This window comes from Enterococcus mundtii (assembly GCF_002813755.1).
GTDB classification, from domain to species: domain Bacteria; phylum Bacillota; class Bacilli; order Lactobacillales; family Enterococcaceae; genus Enterococcus_B; species Enterococcus_B mundtii.
The window spans coordinates 891,342-917,500 of the sequence record NZ_CP018061.1 but is presented as its reverse complement, the minus strand read 5'-3'; the positions used below and the strand labels follow the sequence as shown (position 1 = coordinate 917,500).

17 protein-coding genes and 2 rRNA genes (1 of these 19 only partly in view) are annotated in these 26,159 nt (G+C 39.6%); 4 read left to right on the top strand and 15 right to left on the bottom strand.

Translation table 11 applies throughout. The features are described 5' to 3' along the window. Together EM4838_RS04505 and EM4838_RS04500 are read right to left on the bottom strand one after the other, a co-directional pair. Nucleotides 1-540, bottom strand: a 23S ribosomal RNA gene (locus tag EM4838_RS04505) (it extends 2,375 nt beyond the left edge of the window). A gap of 344 nt (nucleotides 541-884) precedes the next feature. Then, a 16S ribosomal RNA gene (locus tag EM4838_RS04500) occupies nucleotides 885-2,445 on the bottom strand. The 16S and 23S rRNA genes sit together here, the layout of an rRNA operon. A gap of 820 nt (nucleotides 2,446-3,265) precedes the next feature. On the opposite strand from EM4838_RS04500, the gene EM4838_RS04490 reads away from it, so the two are divergent. Beyond that, complete coding sequence (locus EM4838_RS04490) at nucleotides 3,266-4,561, top strand: ISL3 family transposase (RefSeq protein ID WP_071866071.1); 1,296 nt, start codon at nucleotides 3,266-3,268, stop codon at nucleotides 4,559-4,561. Between the two features lie 85 nt (nucleotides 4,562-4,646). Here the strand turns inward: EM4838_RS04490 and EM4838_RS04485 are convergent, their stop codons facing one another. The 6 genes from EM4838_RS04485 to EM4838_RS04460 form a co-directional block, all read right to left on the bottom strand. Continuing rightward, a complete protein-coding gene (locus EM4838_RS04485) occupies nucleotides 4,647-6,149 on the bottom strand; it encodes a HAMP domain-containing sensor histidine kinase (RefSeq protein WP_071866070.1) in 1,503 nt (500 codons plus the stop codon). Next, complete coding sequence (locus EM4838_RS04480; protein ID WP_010735834.1) at nucleotides 6,146-6,832, bottom strand: response regulator transcription factor; 687 nt, start codon at nucleotides 6,830-6,832, stop codon at nucleotides 6,146-6,148. Before EM4838_RS04480 ends, EM4838_RS04485 begins: the two co-directional genes overlap by 4 nt. Before the next feature lie 187 nt (nucleotides 6,833-7,019). After that, nucleotides 7,020-8,441, bottom strand: coding sequence for an NADP-dependent phosphogluconate dehydrogenase (gndA, locus tag EM4838_RS04475; protein WP_034688385.1), 1,422 nt, complete (start codon nucleotides 8,439-8,441; stop codon nucleotides 7,020-7,022). A 205-nt stretch (nucleotides 8,442-8,646) separates the two neighbouring features. After that, nucleotides 8,647-8,826 carry a 50S ribosomal protein L32 gene (gene rpmF / locus EM4838_RS04470; protein ID WP_010735836.1) on the bottom strand — a complete coding sequence of 60 codons (180 nt, stop codon included), beginning with the start codon at nucleotides 8,824-8,826 and terminating at the stop codon, nucleotides 8,647-8,649. A gap of 57 nt (nucleotides 8,827-8,883) precedes the next feature. Then, entirely contained in the window at nucleotides 8,884-9,453 is a 570-nt protein-coding gene (locus EM4838_RS04465; RefSeq protein WP_010735837.1) for a YceD family protein, read from the bottom strand. Nucleotides 9,454-9,628: 175 nt separating this feature from the next. Next, nucleotides 9,629-10,594 (bottom strand): AEC family transporter, encoded by a 966-nt coding sequence (locus tag EM4838_RS04460; protein WP_019723059.1) that lies wholly within the window; start codon nucleotides 10,592-10,594, stop codon nucleotides 9,629-9,631. A 234-nt stretch (nucleotides 10,595-10,828) separates the two neighbouring features. On the opposite strand from EM4838_RS04460, the gene EM4838_RS04455 reads away from it, so the two are divergent. Next, nucleotides 10,829-11,719 carry a LysR substrate-binding domain-containing protein gene (locus EM4838_RS04455; RefSeq protein ID WP_071866069.1) on the top strand — a complete coding sequence of 297 codons (891 nt, stop codon included), beginning with the start codon at nucleotides 10,829-10,831 and terminating at the stop codon, nucleotides 11,717-11,719. A 75-nt stretch (nucleotides 11,720-11,794) separates the two neighbouring features. Here the strand turns inward: EM4838_RS04455 and pyk are convergent, their stop codons facing one another. The 3 genes from pyk to dnaE all read right to left on the bottom strand — a co-directional run bounded on the left by pyk (nucleotide 11,795) and on the right by dnaE (nucleotide 18,151). Continuing rightward, nucleotides 11,795-13,579 (bottom strand): pyruvate kinase, encoded by a 1,785-nt coding sequence (gene pyk, locus EM4838_RS04450; protein WP_010735840.1) that lies wholly within the window; start codon nucleotides 13,577-13,579, stop codon nucleotides 11,795-11,797. Nucleotides 13,580-13,707: 128 nt separating this feature from the next. Next, nucleotides 13,708-14,670, bottom strand: a complete 963-nt coding sequence (pfkA, locus tag EM4838_RS04445; RefSeq protein ID WP_034691339.1) for a 6-phosphofructokinase — start codon at nucleotides 14,668-14,670, stop codon at nucleotides 13,708-13,710. A 166-nt stretch (nucleotides 14,671-14,836) separates the two neighbouring features. After that, a complete protein-coding gene (dnaE, locus tag EM4838_RS04440; protein WP_071866068.1) occupies nucleotides 14,837-18,151 on the bottom strand; it encodes a DNA polymerase III subunit alpha in 3,315 nt (1,104 codons plus the stop codon). Between the two features lie 222 nt (nucleotides 18,152-18,373). Between dnaE and EM4838_RS04435 the strand changes: the two genes are divergently transcribed. Next, a complete protein-coding gene (locus EM4838_RS04435; protein WP_010735843.1) occupies nucleotides 18,374-18,568 on the top strand; it encodes a YjzD family protein in 195 nt (64 codons plus the stop codon). 45 nt (nucleotides 18,569-18,613) lie between these two features. Here EM4838_RS04435 and EM4838_RS04430 read toward each other — a convergent pair whose 3' ends face one another. Together EM4838_RS04430 and EM4838_RS04425 are read right to left on the bottom strand one after the other, a co-directional pair. Continuing rightward, nucleotides 18,614-19,810: a multidrug efflux MFS transporter gene (locus tag EM4838_RS04430; RefSeq protein WP_010735844.1), complete on the bottom strand. Its 1,197-nt coding sequence runs from the start codon at nucleotides 19,808-19,810 to the stop codon at nucleotides 18,614-18,616. A gap of 151 nt (nucleotides 19,811-19,961) precedes the next feature. After that, nucleotides 19,962-21,398: an NCS2 family permease gene (locus tag EM4838_RS04425; protein WP_071866067.1), complete on the bottom strand. Its 1,437-nt coding sequence runs from the start codon at nucleotides 21,396-21,398 to the stop codon at nucleotides 19,962-19,964. Between the two features lie 291 nt (nucleotides 21,399-21,689). Here EM4838_RS04425 and EM4838_RS04420 point away from each other — a divergent pair, with 291 nt between their 5' ends. Beyond that, nucleotides 21,690-22,499 carry a Cof-type HAD-IIB family hydrolase gene (locus EM4838_RS04420; RefSeq protein ID WP_010735846.1) on the top strand — a complete coding sequence of 270 codons (810 nt, stop codon included), beginning with the start codon at nucleotides 21,690-21,692 and terminating at the stop codon, nucleotides 22,497-22,499. 154 nt (nucleotides 22,500-22,653) lie between these two features. Here the strand turns inward: EM4838_RS04420 and EM4838_RS04415 are convergent, their stop codons facing one another. After that, nucleotides 22,654-24,810, bottom strand: coding sequence for a peptidoglycan D,D-transpeptidase FtsI family protein (locus EM4838_RS04415; protein WP_041684181.1), 2,157 nt, complete (start codon nucleotides 24,808-24,810; stop codon nucleotides 22,654-22,656). A 254-nt stretch (nucleotides 24,811-25,064) separates the two neighbouring features. After that, on the bottom strand, nucleotides 25,065-25,910 hold the full coding sequence (locus tag EM4838_RS04410) for a MurR/RpiR family transcriptional regulator (protein ID WP_034688402.1): 846 nt from the start codon (nucleotides 25,908-25,910) through the stop codon (nucleotides 25,065-25,067). Nucleotides 25,911-26,159: the final 249 nt, after the last annotated feature.

Sequence of the window (26,159 nt, the reverse complement as noted above, 5' to 3'; positions counted from 1 at the left end):
TTCACTCCCCTTCCGGGGTGCTTTTCACCTTTCCCTCACGGTACTGGTTCACTATCGGTCACTAGGGAGTATTTAGCCTTGGGAGATGGTCCTCCCGGATTCCGACGGAATTCCTCGTGTTCCGCCGTACTCAGGATCCTCCTAGGTGCCTTCCAAATTTCATCTACGGGGCTTTCACCCTCTTTGACTGACTTTTCCAAGTCATTCGACTATCTGAAAGAACTACCATATTGGAGTCCTACAACCCCAATGAGCAAGCTCATTGGTTTGGGCTTTTCCCGTTTCGCTCGCCGCTACTCAGGGAATCGAATTTTCTTTCTCTTCCTGCAGGTACTTAGATGTTTCAGTTCTCTGCGTCTACCTCGTATACGTTATGTATTCACGTATACGTAACATCCTATAAAAGATGTTGGGTTCCCCCATTCGGAAATCTCTGGATCATAGCTTACGTACAGCTCCCCAAAGCATATCGGTGTTAGTCCCGTCCTTCATCGGCTCCTAGTGCCAAGGCATCCACCGTGCGCCCTTATTCACTTAACCTTATCAACCTTGCGGTTGGGTTTTGATCTTTCTTCTAGCGATAGAAGTCCAATCAAGAAAAATAAGCAATTGAACTTATTAAAAAACTCTATCCAGCACACAAATCAGCCTCTTCGACAAAAAGATCGTCCAATCCGTGAAAGCAAGCTTTCACTTCTGGCCGCCTATTTTGCTTAAGGCTAAACGATTTGTTTAGCTTTCAAATTCAACGCGGTGTTCTCGGTTTGTATTACTTACATTTTTACTTCAATATCCAGTTTTCAATGAACAAAATTTTGAGAGTAGACCTCTCAAAACTGAACAAAGTATCGACAAACGTGTGTAGTCTCCGTAATATTCCTTAGAAAGGAGGTGATCCAGCCGCACCTTCCGATACGGCTACCTTGTTACGACTTCACCCCAATCATCTATCCCACCTTAGGCGGCTGGCTCCAAAAAGGTTACCTCACCGACTTCGGGTGTTACAAACTCTCGTGGTGTGACGGGCGGTGTGTACAAGGCCCGGGAACGTATTCACCGCGGCGTGCTGATCCGCGATTACTAGCGATTCCGGCTTCATGTAGGCGAGTTGCAGCCTACAATCCGAACTGAGAGAAGCTTTAAGAGATTAGCTTAGCCTCGCGACTTCGCGACTCGTTGTACTTCCCATTGTAGCACGTGTGTAGCCCAGGTCATAAGGGGCATGATGATTTGACGTCATCCCCACCTTCCTCCGGTTTGTCACCGGCAGTCTTGCTAGAGTGCCCAACTAAATGATGGCAACTAACAATAAGGGTTGCGCTCGTTGCGGGACTTAACCCAACATCTCACGACACGAGCTGACGACAACCATGCACCACCTGTCACTTTGCCCCCGAAGGGGAAGCTCTATCTCTAGAGTGGTCAAAGGATGTCAAGACCTGGTAAGGTTCTTCGCGTTGCTTCGAATTAAACCACATGCTCCACCGCTTGTGCGGGCCCCCGTCAATTCCTTTGAGTTTCAACCTTGCGGTCGTACTCCCCAGGCGGAGTGCTTAATGCGTTAGCTGCAGCACTGAAGGGCGGAAACCCTCCAACACTTAGCACTCATCGTTTACGGCGTGGACTACCAGGGTATCTAATCCTGTTTGCTCCCCACGCTTTCGAGCCTCAGCGTCAGTTACAGACCAGAGAGCCGCCTTCGCCACTGGTGTTCCTCCATATATCTACGCATTTCACCGCTACACATGGAATTCCACTCTCCTCTTCTGCACTCAAGTCTCCCAGTTTCCAATGACCCTCCCCGGTTGAGCCGGGGGCTTTCACATCAGACTTAAGAAACCGCCTGCGCTCGCTTTACGCCCAATAAATCCGGACAACGCTTGCCACCTACGTATTACCGCGGCTGCTGGCACGTAGTTAGCCGTGGCTTTCTGGTTAGATACCGTCAAGGGGTGAACAGTTACTCTCACCCTTGTTCTTCTCTAACAACAGAGTTTTACGATCCGAAAACCTTCTTCACTCACGCGGCGTTGCTCGGTCAGACTTTCGTCCATTGCCGAAGATTCCCTACTGCTGCCTCCCGTAGGAGTTTGGGCCGTGTCTCAGTCCCAATGTGGCCGATCACCCTCTCAGGTCGGCTATGCATCGTGGCCTTGGTGAGCCGTTACCTCACCAACTAGCTAATGCACCGCGGGTCCATCCATCAGCGGCACCGTAAAGCGCCTTTCAAAACGAAACCATGCGGTTTCGATTGTTATACGGTATTAGCACCTGTTTCCAAGTGTTATCCCCTTCTGATGGGCAGGTTACCCACGTGTTACTCACCCGTTCGCCACTCCTCTTTTCCCGGTGGAGCAAGCTCCGGTGGGAAAAGAAGCGTTCGACTTGCATGTATTAGGCACGCCGCCAGCGTTCGTCCTGAGCCAGGATCAAACTCTCATAATAAAAGTTAGAACAATCTTTCGATTGTTAAGCTCAATTGTTTGCTAGCATATTGCTTGCTTGTTAAAAATGTTTGTTGTCTTGAATTGAATCAAGACGCCCTACACATTTGGTTTGTCTTACTTTGTTCAGTTTTCAAAGGTCTATTCTTTCTTATTTAACAACTTTTATATCTTAACATTTCTTTAATAAGTTGTCAACAAGTTTTTCTTTCTTAACTTAGAAAGTTGTTTGTCGTTATTTCTTAGCGACTTCATTAATATACCATCTTGCTTGTTATTTGTCAACAACTTTTTTGTTGGTATATTAAGGTTTTTACCACCTTGTTTTTTAACGACTTCGTTATTATAACATAGCATTAAAACCTCGTCAACATTTAAATTCAAAAATTTATCATGACGTTTCTTACTGCTTTGTCAGAACAAATAATAATATATCAAGGACTTAAAAAAATTGCAATAGAAAAAATGCTTTTTTCAACGATTATTTTCAAAGCCGAATATTCGTATAAGATGTTTAAAAATCAACAGTTTTTTGATGTTATTTAATTGTATTATTCTAGTATTTTACAATTATAGTTCGTCTCTTTTTAGGGGAAGGGCTACGTAAGAACTTCTTAGAAATCAATGACCTAGTGAAGCTTATCGATAAATACATAAAAAAAACAAGCAAAGTCATCACTTTACTGGCTCTATAATTTATGGGACTGATGAATCAAAATTGATTCTTCAGTCCCATTTTCATTTTAGGTATTAAAAAACATATCGTTCTCTAGTATGATTAAATCACCACAAAATAAACAACTGAGAGGACGATATGCTATATGAATGATTCTATCAAAAAAATGCTGAGATTAATAGATAAAGATTTGATGATTACTGAGATCTCTTACGAGATCTTTCATCAGGAAAAGACATTGGTCATTAATGCCATTCTCTCACCTGATCCTCGTACCTGTAGAAGTTGTGGTTCTACTGTGGTAGATGGAAACGGGAAAGCAATTGTGGTGAAAAATGGGAAGAAGGAAATCATTGTCCGCTTTGAACAATACAATCATATGCCAATGGTTATGCGCTTAAAAAAGCAACGCTATACCTGTAAAAACTGTCGAACCCATTGGACTGCTCAAAGCTATTTTGTCCGCCCAAGATATTCAATTGCGGAACATGTCAGATATAAAATTGCTTCTTTACTGACTGAAAAAGTCTCTTTATCTTTTATTGCGAAAAGCTGTCAGGTATCTTTGACTACCGTTATTCGTACATTGAAAGAGTTTAAAAGCTATTTACCAAAGCCCACTAAGAGGATTCTCCCCAAAGTATTGATGGTTGATGAATTTCGTTCGCACACTTCCATAGAAGATAAAATGAGCTTTATTTGCGCAGATGGAGAAACAGGTAATTTAATTGATATCTTACCTACGCGTAAATTACCTCGATTAACAAACTATTTCTTGGGCTGCACCAATCCAGAAGAAGTAAAATTCTTAGTCACAGACATGAACGCCGCCTACTTCCAGCTCACCAAACGCGTTCTGCCAAATGCGAAAGTAGTGATTGATCGGTTTCATATTGTCAAACACATGAATCAAGCTTTCAATGAGTTGCGTATCCGTGAAATGAATGAACTGCGTAAAGCAGGACAGAAAAGCCATGCAGAAAAACTGAAAAAGAACTGGCGCTTTCTGCTAAAAAATCGTGCAAACATTAACCACTATGAATATAAAACATGGAAAAGTTTCCGAGCACCTAAATACCCATTTCTTACTGAAGCAATGATGATTGATCGATTGCTTAGCTTTTCTACGTCCCTAAAGGAGGCGTATCCCTTTTTCCATGAGTTAGTTGAAGCTTTTCGAGACAAAGACCCTGACTTGTTTTTCTCCTTATTGGCAGAACTTCCCGAAACGTTAGATGACGGCTTTCGTGAGAAACTTCAAAACCTTCTGACCTACCAAGATGGCATCGCCAATGCGATGATTTATCCATACTCCAATGGAAAAATAGAAGCAAAGAATACCCACATAAAAACAATGAAACGAGTATCCTACGGAGTTAAATCATTTGAGAACATGAAAATTAGAATCTTTTTGACCAATCAATTAATCAAAGTTAGATAACAAAAAATCTGAGCCAGAATGAGGTTCATTCTGACCCAGATTTAATTTTTCGCAACTCATCAGTCCTTATTGACAAAGAGCCACTTTACTTGTCTTCTGTTCGTACAATTGGTACAAAAATTCTAAAAATCGTCCCTTGCCCCACTACGCTCTCTGCTAATATTCTGCCTTTATAGCTTTCTACAAGTTGTTTGGCAATCGACAATCCTAAGCCATTTCCACCTTTTGTTCGTGCTCTTGCTTTATCTACACGATAAAAACGATTAAATATTTTCTTCAAGTCCTCTTCAGGTATTCCCTCACCAAAATCTTGGATCGCGATCTCAAATTCACTAAGCGTGGATGAAATCGAGATATGGACTTCTTTTCTTGTCGTTGAATACTTTACTGCATTATCTAAAATGATGATAATCAATTGTTCAAAATGATTTCTAAAAATTTGTAGTGTTACTTCTTTAGCTAAGTCATCATCCAGTGTAATAACATAATCAGGATAAAGTAATTTAAAATTATTGAATACTTGGTAAGTCACTTCTTTTGCATTCGTCGTTTCGTTGGCATAATAAACATCTACTTGCTCTGCACGTGATAGATCTAACATTTCTTGTACTAAGCTTTTCATCCGACTGATTTCTTGCATACTTGCAGTTAGGGATTCTTCTAAAATTTCGGGATCATCTTTCCCCCAACGATTTAATAAGCTAAGATGCCCTTCAATAATTGCTACAGGTGTTCTTAATTCATGTGATACATCTTCCACAAATTGTTCTTGTTGTTCGATATACAGACGCATACGATCTAGCATTTCATTGAAGATCTCAGCAAGGTCTGCTAACTCATCATCTGTATCAATCTCTGGCATATGAATATCTGATTGTGGATCTTTACGGATCGTATCCATCGTATCTCGTAATACTTTTAACGGTTTTAAGAAGTAGGAAGATAGGAAGAAACCTAAGATACTACTTAGTATCAAGGAGACGATTTCTAGCACGATCAAAGTCAATAAAAGATTATTTCTTATATCATAGAAAGATGAAAGTTCATAAAATGTTTGAGTATAGCCGATTTTTTCTCTTGTTTGTTTAGAATAAATAGGTTGGATCGATAAAAAGCCAGTTTTCCCGTCTAGAGTAACGATCGTTGGGATCTTCCTGGTCGTTTGAATCAATGAACGACTTTTTTCGTGTGTTTTAAAAATCAATTTTTCATCCAGATCATAAACATACAGATCCATCGATGCTTGACCAAGCTCAGAAATAAAGGAGTCGATTTTCATCAAGTTCCCTTCAATGACCGCGGTATCATCTCCAGTGCCGCCGGTTTGGTCAGCGTTCGTTAAGTTTCGATAGGCATTGATCAATGTCAACTCCTCATCTGAATTTGATAAACGAGAAGCCGCTTCAGAAATGGTATGTTCGACATTTGCTCTTTCCTTAGCTACGATTAGATTGATCGATGATTTATAGGTGATCACTGCAAAAATCGTAAAGACGACAAATATGAAGAAAGAACTTGCAAAGGCCCACTTGATCGTCAAGGATGGACCTTTAAGTTCTCTTTTTTCGGTTTGATTGTAATTGCTCACGAGCGCATCACGTAACCAGTTCCACGTACTGTTTGAATATAGCTTTCTTCACCAGGAACATCGATTTTATTACGGAGATAACGAATATACACATCCACTACGTTTGTTTCCACTTCGGTTTCGTAGCCCCATACTTTGTTTAATAAAACATCCCGTGCAAGTACCACGTTGACATTTTCCATCAAAGTAAGTAATAGTTCATATTCACGCTTCGTTAATTCAATGACTTCATTGCCACGACGTACGACTCTATTTTCTTTTTCGATCGTTAAGTCGCGATAAGTGATCGTCGTTTGTTTTGCCACATTTTTATCTCCTTCGATGTCGATGCGGCGCAATAAAGCACGTAGACGCGCTAACAATTCTTCGATTGCAAATGGTTTGACGATGTAATCATCTGCACCATGATCTAAACCAGAAACTCTATCAATGACAGAATCTCTCGCAGTCATCATGATGATTGGTGTATTTTTTGCTTGGCGTACGCGACGACAAACTTCAAGTCCGTTCAATTCAGGTAACATCAAGTCTAATAAAATTGCATCCCACTCATTATTCAAAGCAGCATCCAGACCTGTTCGTCCATTGTAATGTACTTCAGCATTATACCCTTCATGTTTTAATTCTAACTCGACAAATCGGGCTAAGTTTTTCTCATCTTCAATGATTAGAATATTACTCATTCAATTTTGTCCTTTCTCTCCTAGGCTTCTAAACTCCATTATTATACCAATAGTTAATTTAAAATCTATAATCATTTTATCATGGAATACTATTTTAAAAAAGAGCTGAAGTCGCCCTCTATAAATTGACCTCAGCTCTTTCATTTATTACTTATTTGTTTAGCATGTTGAAGAATAAAGAAGTTGATTAATCTTCGTTATACCATGAGTAATGGAAGATTCCTTCTTTGTCAACACGTTCATACGTGTGTGCGCCAAAATAATCACGTTGTGCTTGGATGATATTTGCAGGCAAACGTTCGGCTCTGTATGAATCAAAGTAAGCAATCGCTGAAGAGAATGTTGGTACCGGTACGCCTGCTTGAACAGCTAACGCAACAACTTCTCGTACGGCTTGTTGGTATTTCTTAGTGATCTCAACAAAGTAGTCATCCAATAATAGATTTTCAATGTCAGGATTGTTTTCGTAGGCATCAGTGATTTTTTGTAAGAAACGAGCACGGATGATACAGCCGGCGCGCCAGATTTTTGCAATTTCACCGAATGGTAAATCCCAGCCATAGTCTTTCGATGCGACACGTAGCTGTGCAAACCCTTGTGCATAGCTCATAATTTTGCTGAAGTATAACGCTTCACGAATTTTTTCGATAAATTCTTTTTTATCGCCGTTGAATTCAAAATCATTCGTATGTGTCAAGATTTTGCTTGCTTGTACACGTTCATCTTTGTATGCAGAGATATAACGGGCAAAGACAGACTCTGTGATCAATGGAAGTGGTACACCAAGGTCTAAAGCACTTTGACTTGTCCATTTCCCTGTTCCTTTATTTCCAGCAGCATCAAGGATCACATCTACGATCGGTTGACCTGTGCCTTCATCGTCTTTACGTGTCAAAATGTCCGCAGTGATTTCGATCAAGTAGCTATCTAATTCACCTTCGTTCCATTCTTTGAAGATATCAGCCATCTCATCGACAGATAAACCTAAAATATTTTTCATCAAGTCGTAAGATTCGGCAATCAGTTGCATATCACCATACTCAATCCCATTATGGACCATTTTGACATAATGGCCTGCACCATTTGGACCAATGTAAGTTACACAAGGCGTGCCGTCTTCTGCTTTTGCAGAAATTTGTTCAAGGATCGGTGCAACTAATTCATACGCTTCTTTTTGTCCACCAGGCATGATCGAAGGTCCTTTCAACGCACCTTCTTCTCCACCTGAAACACCAGTCCCAATAAAATTGATACCAGAGTTGGCTAATTCTTCATTTCGACGGATCGTATCTTGGAAGAAGGTATTCCCGCCATCGATCAAAATATCACCTTTGTCTAAATGTGGTAATAATTCTTGGATCGTTGCATCTGTTGCTGGTCCTGCTTTGACCATCAAAAGGATACGACGTGGTTTTTCGATTGAATCAACAAATTCTTCGATCGTGTATGTTGCTTTGAAGTTTTTGTCTGGATGTTCTTCTACCACATCTGTTGTTTTTGCTCCTGTACGGTTGAATAGTGCAACAGAGTAGCCGCGGCTTTCAATGTTAAGGGCTAGATTTTTACCCATGACGGCCATTCCGACAACGCCGATTTGTTGTTTTGACATATAAACTCCTCCTACATATGGGATGTTCTCCCTAATCTCTCTCATTATAGCTTAACATAGCTTACTTGCAAACCAAATAAGTACGAATCGATGATGTTTCTTACTTCTTATCATTCCGAATACAATCGTTATTTCAGAATCAAAAAAATAAACCTCAAGGCTCCATGGTTAGCCTTGAGGTTTTACATTTTCTAAATAAAATGTATTAAGCTTCTTTAGACATTACGTCCTTACCATCGTAGTAACCACAACTTGCACATACGTGATGGCTTTTTTTCATTTCACCACAGTTTGGACATTCGTTCAATCCTTTGATTGTCAATTTGTAATGAGTACGACGTTTTGCTTTTTTAGCTTTCGATGTTCTTCTAGCTGGTACTGCCATTTTGCTACACCTCCTTGTAAAGTCTCGTATCAAGATTTGATACAATATATTCCAATCTTACGCGTTATCATCTTCTTCTGATGCTGAATCAAAAAATTCTGATAGTTTTGCAAGACGAGGATCTACTTTTGTCTCAGCTTCTTCCGTTTTGCGTTTTTCGTACTCTTCTTCGGATAGCACTTCCCAATCATTCCCTTTCGGTAATTCAGTGGAATGCTCTTCTTCTTCTGTGAGTACACGCATCGGAATCGCCAATAAAATGTTGTCTTCGATCGACTCTGTCACATCTAGATGCGTTCCTTCGATTAAGAGGATCTCTTCTGAAGGTAACTGAACATCTCTACGTTGGTATTGTTCCATCGTCATAAACAATTCATCTACAGACAGTTTGATTGGTAATTCAACTGGTGTCAATGAACGAGTGGACGGAACAGTCAGTGTCGTCTGCGCAGTGTAATGAACGAGATAGCCTTTGTTATCTACTGAGACTAGACCTTCGACTTCCACAGGCGCAACATCTAAAATTGAATCGTCTCGCTTCATAAGAGCCTTTTTTACGTCAAGGGTCTCATGAAAAGTTAACGGTGTCTCTTGGTATTTTCTCAATTCCAATAAAGACCATTTCATAGTTTCATCACTCCTAAGCAACAAAAGCTATTATACAGGGCAAAAAGTCGGTTGTCAATGAAATTTTCTTGACACCTTACACTTCATAAAAAAACACAGAGCGTTTTTCTCACCTAGGTGAGATTTATTCGCTCTGCGTTTACTTTGTCGCTAGCTAACACCGTTTGATCAGATATCAAATGTATTGGATCAATTGCATTAAAATAGGTACAACGAACACAAATAGTAGGGTACTCGTCGTGACAAGATTCGTTGCATACTTCACATCACCGTGGGCTTCATTTGCAAGTATTGGCAAGACAGCTAGCATAGGTGTAGCTGACTGTACGATCAACGTTTGTTTCAGTAGAGGGGCTAGTTCTGCACCAAAGGCATATTTACCTATTACCATCAGTCCAATCAATATAGCTGGTGCTAAGATAAATCGACCGATCAAAGCCACGATCGTATCCCGATCAAATCGAATACTTTTCAACCCTGCATCGTATAAAACAATTCCGATATAGATCAATGATAATGGCGTCACGATCCCGCCTACATAATTTAGTGTTGAATTGACAAAATCAGGTACAGGGATCTCTAACACCAAGAAGAAAAGCGCAAGGATAAAACCTAATAAAGGCGCTGGTAAAAGCTTTTTCCAATTCAGCTTCGTTTTCTTTTCTGTTCGATCTTTTGTCGGGTCATCATTAGCGATCAAAAACACACCAAATGCCCAGGTCGATACGGTATTTGTCACATAATAAATTAAAAAGTAAGGTAAAGAGGCTTCGCCAAAAAGGGCAATATTAAGTGGCAAGCCAATAAATATCGTATTGGCATTCACCACTGCATTCATAAAAATCCCCCGTCTACCTGGTTGTATCTTGAGTAATTTTGTTAGCACATAAGCAATCAGGTAGGAAATGATCACTGCAGCGATCGGATAAATCAAACTTCCAGATAATTCGATCAAACTGCTTTTAGTTAAATTCTTCATAACTGAAACGAAAATCGAGGCGGGTAAAGCTACTTTAGTGATCAAGGAAGAGATACTTCCCCCAAACTGTTCATCAAACCACCCCAAGCTTTTTAGTACATAGCCTAATCCAATCATCAAGATGATACTGATCACACTTTCAATTGATTGAAAAAATACCATTTCTTCCATCTCCTCAGTACCCATTTAGTGAAGCAATCTATTTGTAGATAGGAGCTAACACTGCTCAATCATGTTGCTTCTTCTATTTTTTGTTTTAATCTAAAAGACGATTTGTGTGCCACTAGCCTTGTAGATTACTTATTTCTTTTTTAAGTGTAGTCTTTTAGGTTTGTTATAGTCAAAATTATCGATTACAATAAACATTATTTATATGTCAAGGGAGCGAATCGATTCATGAATACGAGAGATCTTGAATACTATGTTCAAATCGTCAAACAAAAAAACTTTACTAAGGTGGCTAAGTTTTTTGACGTCAGTCAACCAACGATCACTTATGCCTTACAACGCTTGGAAAAAGAAATTGGTGCCACACTGATTACAAGAGATCGTTCCCATCATGAATTGATCATCACTCCTGCTGGTAAGCAATTGTTGATCCATGCACAATCCGTCTTACAAGAAATTACACTTGCTAAGGCAGAGATTGCTCAGCTACAAAAGAAAAAATTGCGCTTTGGCATGCCACCTATCATTGGCAATGAATATTTTCCCAAATTATCGAGCTATTTTATCAAGCATCAATTAATGGGTCAAATCGATATCATCGACGGTGGTTCTCGTGATCTATATGGCATGATTCATCAAGGGCGGATTGATCTTGCGATTCTTGGATCAACACAACCGATCGTCGATCAAAAGCTAGAAGTCGAGCCATTGTTGGATAAATGCTTCATGATCGTTGTGTCCCCTTCACACCCTCTAGCAGATCGTACAAGCGTTTCTTTTAAGGAGCTAGTCAACGATCAGTTTGTTTTATTAAATGAACACTACGTCCATCCTGCTGCGTTTACAAAGCTTTCTAAGCAAACGCATATCGTACCTAAGATCGTTTATCAGAGTAATGACTTAACGATTTTGAAAAGCATGATCCGAGAAAATATCGGGATTGGCTTTCTCACCGAGATCGCGATTCATCCTGAAGACAATCTTGTAGCTATTCCTTTAGCAGATACTGCTCAACCACGGTTTTTGATTTCATTAGCCACTCGCGCACAGCAGTTACCAACGGTTTTACATGAAAACGTGATCGAAGTCATCCATGAATTTATGAAAACACAAAAATAACTTGCTCACACAAAATACAGGATAAAAAAAGAGTGCTGAGATTTCTCTCAACACTCTTTTTGATTTTGTTTTCGATTAGATAGCTGTTGTTTCTCCGCGATAAACGATACCACGGCGAGCGTCAACAGTGATCAATTCACCATCTTTGATTGTTGAAGTTGCATCTTTCGCACCAACGATTACAGGAATATCTTGTGCAATTCCCACAACTGCTGCGTGAGAAGTCAAACCGCCTTCTTCAACAACTACTGCTGCTGCTTTTTCGATTGCAGGCATGAATTCTTTATCAGTTGAAGGAACAACTAATACCATACCATCTTTTGCTTTTTTGATAGCTTCTGCTGCTGATGAAGCAACTACAGCGTTTGCTACAACAGATTGTTGACCAATTCCTTGTGCTTCAAGCAATTTTGAACCAATCATTTGAATCTTCATTACGTTTGTTGTTCCACGTTCACCAACTGGTACACCAGCAGTAATCAAGATCAAGTCACCTTCTGAAGCGAAACCTAATTCGACTGCTTTTTTCGCAGCTAATTCAAACATTTCGTCTGTTGTTGTTGGTTTTTCTGCAACTGTTGGATATACACCCCAGTTAAGCATCAAACCACGTTTTGTGCGTTCGTCAAATGTGACAGCTAAGATATCAGCATCTGGACGGTATTTAGAGATCATTTTTGCTGTATAACCAGATTCAGTTGCAGCAACGATTGTTTTTACGCCTAAGTTTTTCGCAGCACGTGCCACTGATAAACCGATTGTTTCTGTTACATCAGTTTTGTCAAATTCATTTAATTGGAATGAACCTAATTCTGCTAATGCTAATTCAGCTTGTTGGTCGATACGAGCCATTGTTGCAACAGCTTCAACAGGATAGTCACCATTTGCTGATTCACCTGATAACATTGTTGCGTCTGTTCCGTCAAATACTGCATTGGCAACGTCAGATGCTTCCGCACGTGTTGGACGTGGGTTTTCTTGCATTGATTCTAACATTTGTGTTGCAGTGATTACTGGGATACCCGCAGCGTTACATTTTTTGATGATACGTTTTTGAACCATTGGTACTAATTCAGCAGGGATCTCAACACCCATGTCTCCACGAGCAATCATGATACCATCAGAAACTTTGATGATTTCATCAATGTTGTCGATACCTTCTTGAGATTCGATTTTAGGGAAGATTTGAACATGTGTCATGTCTTTTTCTTCTAAAATTTCACGAATATCTAATACGTCTTGTGCTTTACGAACAAAACTTGCAGCGATGAAGTCGATGTCGTTATCTAGTCCGAAACGGATATCGTCTGCATCTTTTGGTGTGATACCTGGCAAGCTGATTGAAACGCCTGGTGCGTTAACACCTTTACGTGATCCTAGCATACCTGCATTTTTTACTTCTACTACTAATTCACGTGTTGCTTCATCTTTTTCAATGATTTCCATGTCGATCAAACCATCATCGAATAAGATATGTCCACCTACATGAACGTCTTCAAAAAGACCTGGATAAGTCACTGCGATTTTTTCTTTTGAACCTACATGTTCAGGGTCCATTGAGATGCGTGTTTTGTCGCCAACTTCAAATTTGATGTAGCCTGCACGGCCAAAATCTTCTTCAGTTGTGCCTTGAACTGTTGTCCGGATTTCTGCACCTTTTGTATCTAAAAGGATGCCGACATCTTTACCAGTTTTCTTCACTGCTTCGCGAACCATTACCATACGTGATAATTGTTCTTCATGATCACCATGTGAAAAGTTGAAGCGGAAGACATTTGCTCCAGATTCAATCAATTTAGAAATAGTTTCTACTGAATTACTGGCTGGTCCTAATGTACTAACGATTTTCGTTTTTTTCATTTTACAAAACTCTCCCATTCAAATTGTTTATTTAAAGCCATTCAAAGCTTAAATATCTGTTAGATATTGGGAAGACCTGCTTCCCACTCCCATATATATCTATTGATTTATCTGACTACTTTTCTTTATTAGAAAGAAAGTGAGTTGTTCAAGTCATATAATGATAAATCTGGTTGGTGTTTGTTATTTTCTAGTGTGTCGATGATATCAGCCTCAACGATATCGTTGTCGCGAATACCGATACACAAACCACCTTTTCCTTGTTGCAATAATTCAACAGCATGTGCGCCAAATTTACTTGCTAATACACGGTCGCGTGCAGTTGGTGAACCACCACGTACAACGTGTCCTAAGATCGATACACGTGTATGATAATCGCCATATTCTGACAATTTTTCTGCAAATTCGTTTCCGCCCATTACGCCTTCTGCCAAAATGATCAAGCAATGTTTTTTGCCACGATCGCGGCCATCTTGGATTTTTTTGGCAACAACTGCCATATCAAAATCATGCTCAGGAATGATGATCTCATCCGCTCCACCAGCAACACCTGACCATAAAGCGATATCTCCAGCATTACGTCCCATTACTTCGATCACGAACGTACGAACGTGTGAAGTTGCTGTGTCGCGGATACGGTCGATTGATTCTAATACTGTGTTGATTGCTGTATCAAAACCGATCGTAAAATCAGTTCCTGGAATATCGTTATCGATCGTACCTGGTACACCCACTGCTGGGAAACCACGTTTAGTCAAAGCCATCGCGCCATGGTAAGAACCATCGCCACCAATCACGACAAGACCTTCGATACCGAATTTTTTCAATTGTTCGATTCCTTTTAATTGTCCTTCTTCTGTTGCAAATTCAGGATAACGTGCAGAGTATAAGAATGTACCCCCGCGTTGGATCTTATCACCGACATCTGCAACATCTAATCGACGGATATCTCCGGCAACTAATCCAGCAAAACCATAATTGATCCCGTAAACTTCCAATCCTTCATATATACCTTTACGAACGACTGCACGAACTGCTGCATTCATCCCAGGAGCATCTCCACCACTAGTCAAAATTCCGATGCGTTTCATATTCATCTTCACCTCATTAAATTACTTTATCCTAAGCAAGACTTAGGTTTATAACCTTCTTTGTATTAACCACGACTAACATTCTAACATTATTTTGCTCACTTGTCTTGATTTCCTGATAAAAAAATGAAAAAAAATGAAAGCAAATAGTATCTTTTACCGTAAGTTATTTGAAAACAACATTTTCTTCATTTAAAAGGTAAGCTAATTGCTTCTTGAGACTGTCTGAACCATCGAGCCAAAAGGCTTCAGATAACACAACTTTTCGTAGGTCTTTTTCATGATACATGACAACAGGAATATATCCTGGGAATTTTTTGAACAAATCTTGCAGTTGCTTCATCGTATCTGGTTGATCTGCCTCTTCCCTGATTCTCAAATAACACGTTTGTTCTGGATACTGCTGTTGCAATTCTTCTGGATCAGCGACTACTTCTGCAATCAACTGCAATTCTTGATTGTATTTACTGATTTCTGAACGTCCTTGCACGAAAATCACTTGATTTTCTTTGAATAATGGACGCGCTTGTCGATACAGCTCTGGAAAAACGGTAATGGCTATTTCTCCACTACTATCTGTCCCGCTGACAAAAGCCATCAACGCTCCTTTTTTCGTACGGATCTCTCTTACCTCTTTGACCATCACTAAAACATTTGTGGCTTGTTTAGGTACGATTTCTGTGACTAAATGGACTTTTTTTGCTAATTTAAGTCGCTCATACCCTTCCGTTGGATGACCAGATAAATAGACACCTAAATGCTCTTCTTCTAATTGAAGCTTCTCTTCGAGGCTATAATCTGCGACTTCTTCCTCTTTTAAAGCCATGATATCTAAAAGGTCTAAACTACCACCACTATATAAGATGTTTTGGATCTTACCTTCCAGATCCAACATCAACTGTCTGCGGTTTCCTACTAATTCATCAAAAACACCTGATGCAACTAATGTTTGTAGCAACTCCAATTTGAGCCAACGTTTATTGATACGAATTAGAAACTGATCAACAGAACGGAATGGACCATCTTCTTTTCGTTCACGAATGATCTCCTCAACAAAATCTCGACGAACACCTTTGATTGCTGTCAATCCAAAACGGATGGTTTCTTTATCCGTCAGCTCAAAACCATAAAAACTTTGATTGATCGAAGGAGGGGTCAGCTTTATTTTATACTTTTTTGCCTCAGCAATATACTCTTTCAACTTTGCCGTGTTGTGACGGACGGAATTCATCAAACTCATAAAAAATGCACCAGGGTGATGAACTTTGAGATAGGCCATTTGAAAGCCAACAAAGGAGTAAGCAAACGCATGGGAGCGATTGAACCCATAGTTAGCAAAGCGTTCGATATATTCGTACACTTCATTGGCCTTTTCCTTACTGTACCCTTGTTGGTTGGCACCTTGAACAAAATGATCTCTTTCTTGATCAATCACGTCTTTTTTCTTTTTACTGATTGCTCGCCTCAAAATATCCGCTTGTCCAAGCGAAAATCCAGCCATGGTTGAAGCAATCTGCATAATTTGTTCCTGATACACAATGACGCCATACGTATTTTTCAAAATCGGTTGCAGTGAATCGTCGGGATAATGGATTCTTTCCTTCCCTTTCTTACGAGCGATAAATGTATCGATATTTTGCATTGGTCCAGGACGATACAAGGCGTTGACAGCGGCAATGTCTTCAATGTTTTCTGGTCCTAATCTCCGCAGGACATTCCGAATCCCTGCAGATTCGAATTGAAAGACCCCTGTTGTTTCGCCACGTTGGAAAAGCTGTAAAGTTTTAGGATCATCTAATGGAATTTCTTTGAGCTCGATATCTTTGTTTTCGACACGTTTGATTGCTTTCACTGTGTAATCGATAATAGACAGATTTCTTAATCCAAGAAAATCCATTTTTAACAACCCAATAGCTTCGACATCATTCATTGTATACTGAGTCAAATATGCTTCATCTGATCCTTTTTGTAAAGGAACTAACTCTAGTAGATTCTTATCACTTAAAACGACACCAGCTGCATGAGTAGAAACGTGTCTTGGCAAACCTTCAAGTATTTTTGCAGTATGGAACAACAATTGATTTTTTTCACTCGCTTGTACTAATTCAACCAGCTTGTTAGAAGTTCGATAAGCCTCATTCAACGTCATTTTCAATTGATTAGGAATCGCTTTAGACCAACGATTTGCTTCGCTTTGTGAGAGGCCAAAGACACGTGCCACGTCTCTTAGCACCATTTTAGCTGCCATGGTTCCAAACGTGGCGATTTGTGCCATATGGTATTGACCATATTTCTCACGAACATAAATCAGCACTTCTTCTCTGCGATTATCAGGAATGTCTAGATCGATATCTGGCATCGTGTATCGTTCTGGATTCAAAAAACGTTCAAATAGCAAGTCGTACTCCAATGGATCTACATCTGTGATCTCCAACACATAGGCGACTAATGACCCCGCAGCTGAACCACGGCCAGCACCAGTAACGATGTTGTTTTTATGAGCAAAAGCCATGACATCCCAAACGATCAAGAAATAATCATCAAATCCCATCTGGTGGATCACTGACAGTTCATAATCTAAGCGCTCTTGATAAGCTGCAGTGATCTTTTCCACACGCTTGCCTAATTGCTTCTGACAAAGTTCCTGTAAATACTCTCCTGCACTTCGATTTTCTGGTACCGGATAATGTGGTAGTAATTTCTGATGGAACTGAAATTCAAAAGTTACTGTTTTAGCTAATTGCTGCGCATAGTTCAACGCTTCTTCCAATCCTGCGTTTATGAATCTTTGTCGTAATTCTGCTTCGGGAAGTAAAAAACCTGTGGCTGAATCACGAGTCGTTTGTCGTACTTCATCAAAAGAGAGTTGCGTTCCTTCACGCAGATGTTTCATTGTTTCCAAAGAAAAAAGTTCCTCTTGGTGCAAACTAGCAATCGGATGTACTGCACAAAGTTGAAATTGATTTGCTCGTAAATAAGCGAGCCATTCTGGAGCTTCTAGGGGCGTTTCTTCTGTGACACCTACATAAAGATGAGAAGATGCTATTTTTTCTTGCAAGCTTTGCCAATGGCTATCAAATGATGCTGACACACCGTAGTCATCAGCAATCGATTTTTTGGTTGGTAAAACGACAAGCAAATGATCGAGTTCATCGATCTCGTGAAGCTCGATTTTTTCTCGGATCATTTTCTTGCTTGAGAGCTTGATCAATTGTTGGTAGCCGATTCTATCTTTTGCGTAGAGTAGTAACTCATAATGACGTTCTTGAAACTGGTAGGTCAAGTTCAGTCCAATAATTGGTTGTATTTTTTCATTCATACAGATGCGGTAAAATTCCGCTGCCCCAGATAGCACATCCTTATCTGTGATTGCTAATGTCTGATAGCCTAGTTTCTTTGCTTCTCGAACGTATTCGTTTATGCGAATCGTACTTTGCAACAAAGAATACGAGGTGATCGTATAAAGTTGTGGAAGAAACATTTTTACATACCACCTTTTCCATTCACTTTCTTTTTAGGGGAATATTCGTAACATCAACTCGTTATCTTGTATGACTGGTTACGTGTATTCGTCTTTCTTCATGCTTTTTCATCCGACGAACGATTTATACTTTTTATACTATCCACTGACGTTGAATGCCTGTTTCTCCCTTTACATTCAAAAAAAATCTGGTAAACTGAACTTAGAAAAGAGGTGTTTGATATGCGATATATCGTCACATTATTTTGGGCAGTCATTTTAGGTCAAGTGGTTGGCTATATCGGTGGTGCATTGTCTAGTAGCCCATATGATTTTACCATGACGACTATTATTTCATTGGTTGCAGGATTGATCGTCATTTTGATCAGCGCTGTTGCAACACCTAAAAAAGAAACTTCGTCCGCTTCACATTCATAAAAGCCGAACAGATTGGAGAAATACTCCAATCTGTTTTTTTCTTGATCATAGTTTTTGATGAAGTACTTTTCTAAAATTAAATAGTGATAAAAGAATATTCGTCAGAACAAAGAGACTAGTCACAATAAACACTGTACTGTAATTGTACGCATGAGCGACTGTCGAACCTAACATCGGTCCTAGTACTTGACCAAAGTTCGTAAACATTTGGTTATAGCTATATACTCGACTGACACCTTCTTCTGGTGTGATCTTGCTGATCAATGTATTGATTGATGGCATCAACGCACCTGTCGAAAAACCTAATATAAAACGTAAGATCCCTAATTGTAAGGGCGTAGTCACAAATGCCATTGGTAAGTAACAACAAAACGAAAGTACCAAACCTGCTAACAGCACCTTCTGATTTCCTATCTTATCCCCTAATTTCCCCAGTCTTGGAGAAGAAAATACTGCTGAAACACCTGATACTGAAACAATCAATCCACTTACAAATAAGATATTTGATGTATCACCACTCAATTCCCGAATGTACAATGTCAAGATTGGACTGATCGTGGTAATCCCTAATTGTAAGATTAGAGTAGTAACAAATAAACCGACCAACACAGAGAAGTGATCCATTTTAGCAAAAACTTCTTTGGTACTGATCATATCTTTTTTCTCTACCGGTTGGAAATCTTCTTTTACCATGAAAATCGTTAAGATCGTGGTGATCAGTAATAACCCTCCAGTAATCAAAAAAACATTTTCCATTCCGAACCATTGCGCCAAAGCGCCTCCCATTGACGGACCAATCAGCGTCCCTGCCACTGCCCCAGTAGAAAGCGTGCCTAACGCCCAACCACTTTTCTCTTTAGGCGCTTGTGAAGCAATCATCGCTGTCGCATTAGGTATGTATCCAGATAAAATCCCATTAAAGAAACGCATGACTAAAAGCCAATAAGCATTTGGGACAAAAGCTAGTGATCCCATAGTGATCGTCATACCGGCTGCTGCCCGGATCATCATCATTTTCCGTCCTTTTCGATCGGCTAGATTTCCCCAAATAGGCGCAACGATCGCCGCAGCAAAGGCTGTTACTGAAATCGCTAATCCTGAAAATAATTCAATTTGATCCTTAGGTGTACCTAGTTGTTCGACGTAAACTGGAATGAACGGCATGACTAAACTGATACTTGAACCAGTAAAAAAGCAGCCTATCCAAGCTACGAATAAATTTTTTCTCCATTGAACCTTCATCTATCACCCTTCTTTCGTCTCTATTATCATACCTATTTTTGTACGTGTGTGCAACGTATGTGCCGGTATCGTTCGTTTTTGCAAAAGAGGAAGAATACCAAAAAAATAGAAGCAAAGAGTTAGCTTACTCTTTACCCCTATTTTTTGTCATTTAAATGATTGCTAAAATAACGAAGTTGAGGATGAATAAAATATCAACAACCCATAAAGCAAATGAAATCTCACTAGTTTTGCCTTTGACTACTTTCATGATCGTATAGAAGATAAATCCAGCAGCGATTCCGTATGAGATGCTATAAGCTAATCCCATGAAGATCGAAGCAAAAAAGGCAGGTAATGCTTCTTCCATATCTAACCAATTGATATCAGCAAACGAAGCCATCATCATCACACCAACTAAGATCAATGCTGGTGCAGTCGCTTGTGCCGGTACAATAGCAATCAGTGGAGAGAATAAACTACTCAAAGCAAATAATGCAGCTACGACGACTGAAGTCAAACCTGTACGTCCACCAGCACCGATTCCAGCTGCCGATTCAACATAAGTCGTAGTATTCGATGTTCCAAAAATCGCACCGATCGATGTGGCGATTGCATCAGCAAACAACGCTTTATCCATTTTTGTTCTAAATCCTCGACCGTCTTCTAAAGCTTCTTCATCTTCTTTAGAGAAGATTCCTGTACGTCTACCGGTACCGATGAATGTTCCGATCGTATCAAATGTATCGGATAAACTAAATGCGATGATCGTCATCAGTACTTGTGGAATCTTAGAGCTATCACTAAATAATGATTGCATCCCTTCCGCACCGAATGCCGCACCAAAGGTTGTTCCCAGTTCATTGATCGAATTCCCCAAAGAATTTTGTTCCCAGTCGATCGCTCCTAGATCAACGACCCCCATCAAAATCCCGATGATCGTCGTTACAACGATCCCGATCAAGATCGCGCCACGGATATTTTTAACCACTAAAATCGCTGTCAATACTAGCCCGATGACTGCTAATAAGATTGGCGCATTATTGAAGTTTGCAAGTTCTGGAACGATGCCACCATTGATGGTCACGTTGGTTACTTGACCGTTGTCAACCACAGAGCTAGAAATCGCTGATTGATCTGCAGAAAAAGACAAAAAGCCAGCATTTTTGATCCCAACGTATGCAACAAAAATCCCGATACCACCGCCAATTGCATGTTGTAAACTCTCAGGAATGGCATGGATGATCATTTTCCGAATATTTGTTACTGTAATAAATACATTGATCAACCCACAAATAAAGACCATGGCTAATGCTTCTTGCCAAGAATAACCTAATCCAAAAACAACTGTAAACGTGAAGAAAGCATTCAAACCCATTCCAGGGGCTTGTGCATACGGCACATTAGCAAATAATCCCATAACTAAAGTACCGATGATCGAAGCAATGATCGTCGCTAAAAAGACTGCCTGAAATGGCATGCCAGCAGCTGACAAGATCGTCGGATTAACAAATAATATATAACTCATGGCAAAAAATGTCGTGACACCCGCCATTATTTCTGTTGGTACATTTGTATTATTTTTCTTTAGTTGGAAAAACTTTTCCATAAAAATTTCCACTCCCTGATTTTTTCTAACGGACTATATAATATGTAAAAATAAATCCAAATATAATTTTCCGTCGAACATTTATAAATTATATAGACATTTCATTCGTTTTTCAACATAAATCTTTATGAAATACCATTTTAATCTTTTAATGTTCGTGTTTAGGTTGATTTCGTTTCTTATTTTCTATTTTTGCTTCAAAGCAATTATTTTTCAGAAAGATCTGCACCTTGTTTATTCATTGAAATATGCTAGACTAAAACAAATCGTTGTTTGAAAGGAATGACAGCATTGAACAAAAAATTGATTGCGATCGACTTGGATGGAACAACGTTGAATCCTGAGTCGATCATTACTTCTAAAACCCAAGAAACATTGAGAAAAGCCATTGATGCTGGCCATCATGTCAGTATTGCAACAGGACGTCCTTATCGAATGAGTTATCAATATTATCAACAGTTAGAATTGACAACACCGATGGTCAACTTTAACGGTGCGCTTGTGCATATCCCAAACCAACAATGGGCTGGGGAGCAAGAAACATTGATCAATAAAGAGATTGTTTTTGAGATCTTAGCGCAAAAAAATCAATTGAATCTAGATTTTATTGCTGCGGAGAATCGCGACACTTTCTTTATCGATACTTTTGATTTTTTTGACGCAAAATTCTTTGCTTCACCAAATCCTAAACCAGAAAACCTACTGTCTCCACGAAATCTAACAACTAACCCTACGTCCTTATTGGTACGTACAGAAAAACAATATGCTGAACAAGTTTCTGCCGAACTAACACGTCAATTTGGGAAGCATGTCGATGTAAGGACTTGGGGTGGCCCAATGGCGATACTGGAGATTGTTTCAAAAGGGATCGAAAAAGCGAAAGGAATCCATCAAGTAGCGAATTATCTATCGATCGAACAAAAAGATGTGATTGCTTTTGGTGATGAACACAATGACTTAGAACTTCTTGAATATGCGGGCTGGGGTGTGGCAATGGCTAATGGGACTGAGCAACTAAAAGGCGTAGCCAACGATGTCACTGAGCAAACAAATGAAGAAGACGGTTTGGCGAATTACCTTGAAAAATTACTTTCATTATAAAAAATCCATCTGGGGCATTCGTCCTCTCGCACCACTTAAAACCAAATAAACAGAGGGAGCAGAAGTAAGCTCTTCGAAAATAAGGCGCCATCCACAAAATCTTTGTGGATGACGCCTTATTTCTTGAGGCTAAATACTTCTGCTCTGACCTCTGTTATCTGTTTGCCATGAACATATCGTAATAAGCATTCATGATCTCTTTGGCTATGACCGAATTCATATGGTCTTTTTCATCTAGCAGGTTTGGTAAGACAACACTTACCGCAATCTCAGGATTTTCTGTTGGTCCGTAGGCCACGATATTACTATTGACTGTTACGATATCGGGATGACCTTCAGCGACTGTTTCGGCTGTCCCTGTTTTAGCAGAAAGATCCATTTTTGCATCTGCTAATGATCGAGCAGTCGTGTAGTTATTTGTTCCATGGACTACTTGATGGAATCCTTCACGTAAAAGGGCCATCTCTTCAGGAGACACGTCTACTGTATTTTCGACAACTGGTTCCATCTCTTTTTTCACTTCACCTAAGTTACCATTCTCGTCGTTTCCGTAAATGCCTTTGACAATGCGTGGTTGGATTCTTTTTCCACCGTTCGCCACCGTTGCAGCATATTGCGCTAACTGGATCGGGGTATACGTATCGAACTGGCCAAATGCCAAGTCAGTAAAGTTTCCTGGTGTGAACCAGTCTTGTCCGTTGTCTGCATTGAATTTCTTCATGTATTCAACAGAGTGTGAGATCCCCGCAGACTCATTTGGTAAATCGATCCCTGTGACTGTTCCAAGTCCAAATTGTTTAAAGCCGTCACGCAATTGTTCATACGCTTGTGCCTCTTCACTTAGACTAGGTAAGCCCATATTTGGTACGTACTCTAACCCTAGCATCTTCAACGCTACTTTGATCATATAGGTATTTGATGAAAGCTCTAACGCTTGGACCACATCCAACGGTACAGATCCAGTACGATTGAAGACGGAACTTTTTTCTGAAGAGCCCTGTAATCGAATTGGTTCATCTACTAATACTTGATTACCGCTGATCACGCCACTTTGCCAACCGGCGGCTAACGTACCTGCCTTTACAACAGATCCTGGAACAAAGGCATTCGTGATCGTACCAAGGGCATTTTCAGTCAACTCTTTTGAGCCTTGCTCATGGCTGAAACCCGTCATCGCTAATACTTCACCCGTTTGAGGATTCATCGCGACTACATACGCACCTGGTGAGTATTGGGCTTTTCCATTATCGACTAATTTTTGATAATTGTTTCTAAGAATTTCTTCGACCTTCGCTTGGAACTCTGCATTGATCGATAACATCAAATTCGATCCTTTTTCTCCTGCATACAACTCTTTTTGTTGGATGACATTTCCATTGTTATCTAAAGTGATTTCATATTGAGTCTTTGTTCCTTGCAAGACATCTTCATATTGTTTTTCTAAATAGCTTTGGCCTACTCGGTCATTACGTGAGTAGCCTTTTGCCAAGAATTCTTCTACTTGATCGGCAGGTAAGCCTTGTTTTTCTGACGTTACGCTTCCTAGAATACTCTTGATGGAATCCGCCGCATTATACTGACGTACCCAGTCAGTTCCTGTTGAAACACCTGGCAGGTCTGATGCATGTTCTGCCACAATCGCCAATTCTTGATCTGTAACACCAGAATTTTTGATGAAAACTGTATTCAATTCATAAGCATTATTCATTCGTTTAAAAATCGTTGCTGCTTTCAATTGTTCCTCATTGAAATTGATTTCCTCATCTGTCACTTTATCTACAGTTGCTTGGTATTGTTCACTCGTGCTCAAGCTTTTTTCTTTTGCCGATAGGCGTTCAGTCGCAGCTTTCAAATGATCGGGGTCTGCTAACCAAAAATCCTTCTTATCACGTGTAGTCAAGTTTTCATCCACTGGCATATCGATCAACTGTGTCAAGGTATTTGCTGTTTTCAGCAAATCCTCCGCTGTCATATTTCTGCCTCTCGTGAATGTGATTGCTTGGTTGGCTTGATTTGTCACCAAAGCTTTCCCAGTGGCATCATAGATCATGCCTCGGGGTGAACTTACTTGTACCGTTAGAGACGAAGATGATTTGACTTTTGCTTCTAGTTCCTCACTGTTTACGATCTGCAAATAACCTAATCGAGCAATCAATGACACGAACAACGTAAATATAATGAAAAAAAGGAAATTTAAACGAAAGGGAACATGTGAACGTCGAAACGTTTTATTTTTTGGTTCTTGTGTTCCTTTTTTTATTCGATCTAACCAAGAATTATTTGTATTTTTTTTCATAAAACTTTTCATCATTCCTTCTTTTTCGCCTACTTATAGGCTCCATTGTACCTAAAAAAAACAAAATTAAAAAGTAAAATCCTGATCCGCAAGAAATTCTTTAATTCTCGACCCAAAAAAGACTAGTTTGTTTCACAAACAAGCAATGTGTCACACAAATGGATTCTAAAAAACTTTAAAAAATATGGTTATTTTTGAAAATAAAGTTTTCTTTTACTGTGAAACAATGGAAACAAATATGACATTGTGGAAAACTATCATCTGTTATTTCATTTTTGTTTGACATAATTTTTGATCACTTCTTTGGTTTGAGTGACTTTCTCCGTTAATTTTTCATTCTTTGCCATATAAAGATAAAAAATGATATCAATCGTTGCAAATTGAGCCAATAATGAGTTAGTTGCTGCACTTCGGTTCGTGATTTCTTTTGGTCTTGATGTCTGGACAACGACATCGGCCAATTTACTTAATCGGTTATTTCCAAATTGAGTCAATGCGATAACATCGATACCCATTTCTTTGGCTAACTGTCCGATCATCACCACTTCTTTGCTGTTTCCTGAGTTAGAGACAAGCCATAGGACTTTTTTGGTCTCATTACTCACTAATTGTGGCAATAAGACGTGAATGTCTTTTTCAAAAATGATTGGTTTTCCTACACGTGACCATTTTTGGAGGATATCCTCAACCACTAAAGAAGATGCGCCCACGCCATATAGATAAACTGTTTGTGCTTCTTCCAGACGCTCAACGACACGTTGGATCATCTCTTCTTCTAAAATATCCACGGTTTCTTTGATCGCCACTTGCGCATTATTCCCTAATTTATGTTTGATCGAATAAAATGATTCATTTGGTTCAATATCACTGAATCCTTCCACGATACCTGCTTGTAGTTCGGTGGAAATAGTGATTTTAAAATCCGTTAAACTTTGAAATCCAAGTTTTTTGGAGAAACGAACAACTGTGGGAGCGCTCAGGCCCGCCGCTTCTGCTAGCTCATTGGCTGTCATCGTTGGTATTTTTTCTACATGTGTTACGATATAATCTGCTAGTTTTCTTTCGGCAGAAGAATAGTCATTCATCATACTTTCAATGCGACTCACTACGCTCATCTCATACACATCCCTTTTTCTAAATGTCTATGTCATTATATCATACTCAAAGGCAAACAATTCTCATACTAAACAAGAAAATAGAGAATATCCTTTGTTCTCTGCCTGCTCAACCGATTACTGTTATTCCTAAAAATCAATCGCTAAAAAAAGAAGCCAAGGTATAAGTGGCAACATGTCACACCCTTATCTTGGTTTCTTTTGACTTATCATTTATGGAATTTCACAGAACCAGCTATAAAAAACAAA

Bases quoted from the DNA above. Each gene is read 5' to 3' on its own strand.
- pyk (WP_010735840.1), bottom strand. From the start codon at position 13,579: ATGAAAAAAACGAAAATCGTTAGTACATTAGGACCAGCCAGTAATTCA.
- EM4838_RS04410 (WP_034688402.1), bottom strand. From the start codon at position 25,910: ATGAGCGTAGTGAGTCGCATTGAAAGTATGATGAATGACTATTCTTCT.
- dnaE (WP_071866068.1), bottom strand. From the start codon at position 18,151: ATGTTTCTTCCACAACTTTATACGATCACCTCGTATTCTTTGTTGCAA.
- EM4838_RS04430 (WP_010735844.1), bottom strand. From the start codon at position 19,810: ATGAAGGTTCAATGGAGAAAAAATTTATTCGTAGCTTGGATAGGCTGC.
- EM4838_RS04460 (WP_019723059.1), bottom strand. From the start codon at position 10,594: ATGGTATTTTTTCAATCAATTGAAAGTGTGATCAGTATCATCTTGATG.
- pfkA (WP_034691339.1), bottom strand. From the start codon at position 14,670: ATGAAACGCATCGGAATTTTGACTAGTGGTGGAGATGCTCCTGGGATG.
- rpmF (WP_010735836.1), bottom strand. From the start codon at position 8,826: ATGGCAGTACCAGCTAGAAGAACATCGAAAGCTAAAAAAGCAAAACGT.
- EM4838_RS04465 (WP_010735837.1), bottom strand. From the start codon at position 9,453: ATGAAATGGTCTTTATTGGAATTGAGAAAATACCAAGAGACACCGTTA.
- EM4838_RS04435 (WP_010735843.1), top strand. From the start codon at position 18,374: ATGCGATATATCGTCACATTATTTTGGGCAGTCATTTTAGGTCAAGTG.
- EM4838_RS04415 (WP_041684181.1), bottom strand. From the start codon at position 24,810: ATGATGAAAAGTTTTATGAAAAAAAATACAAATAATTCTTGGTTAGAT.
- gndA (WP_034688385.1), bottom strand. From the start codon at position 8,441: ATGTCAAAACAACAAATCGGCGTTGTCGGAATGGCCGTCATGGGTAAA.
- EM4838_RS04490 (WP_071866071.1), top strand. From the start codon at position 3,266: ATGAATGATTCTATCAAAAAAATGCTGAGATTAATAGATAAAGATTTG.
- EM4838_RS04455 (WP_071866069.1), top strand. From the start codon at position 10,829: ATGAATACGAGAGATCTTGAATACTATGTTCAAATCGTCAAACAAAAA.
- EM4838_RS04480 (WP_010735834.1), bottom strand. From the start codon at position 6,832: ATGAGTAATATTCTAATCATTGAAGATGAGAAAAACTTAGCCCGATTT.
- EM4838_RS04425 (WP_071866067.1), bottom strand. From the start codon at position 21,398: ATGGAAAAGTTTTTCCAACTAAAGAAAAATAATACAAATGTACCAACA.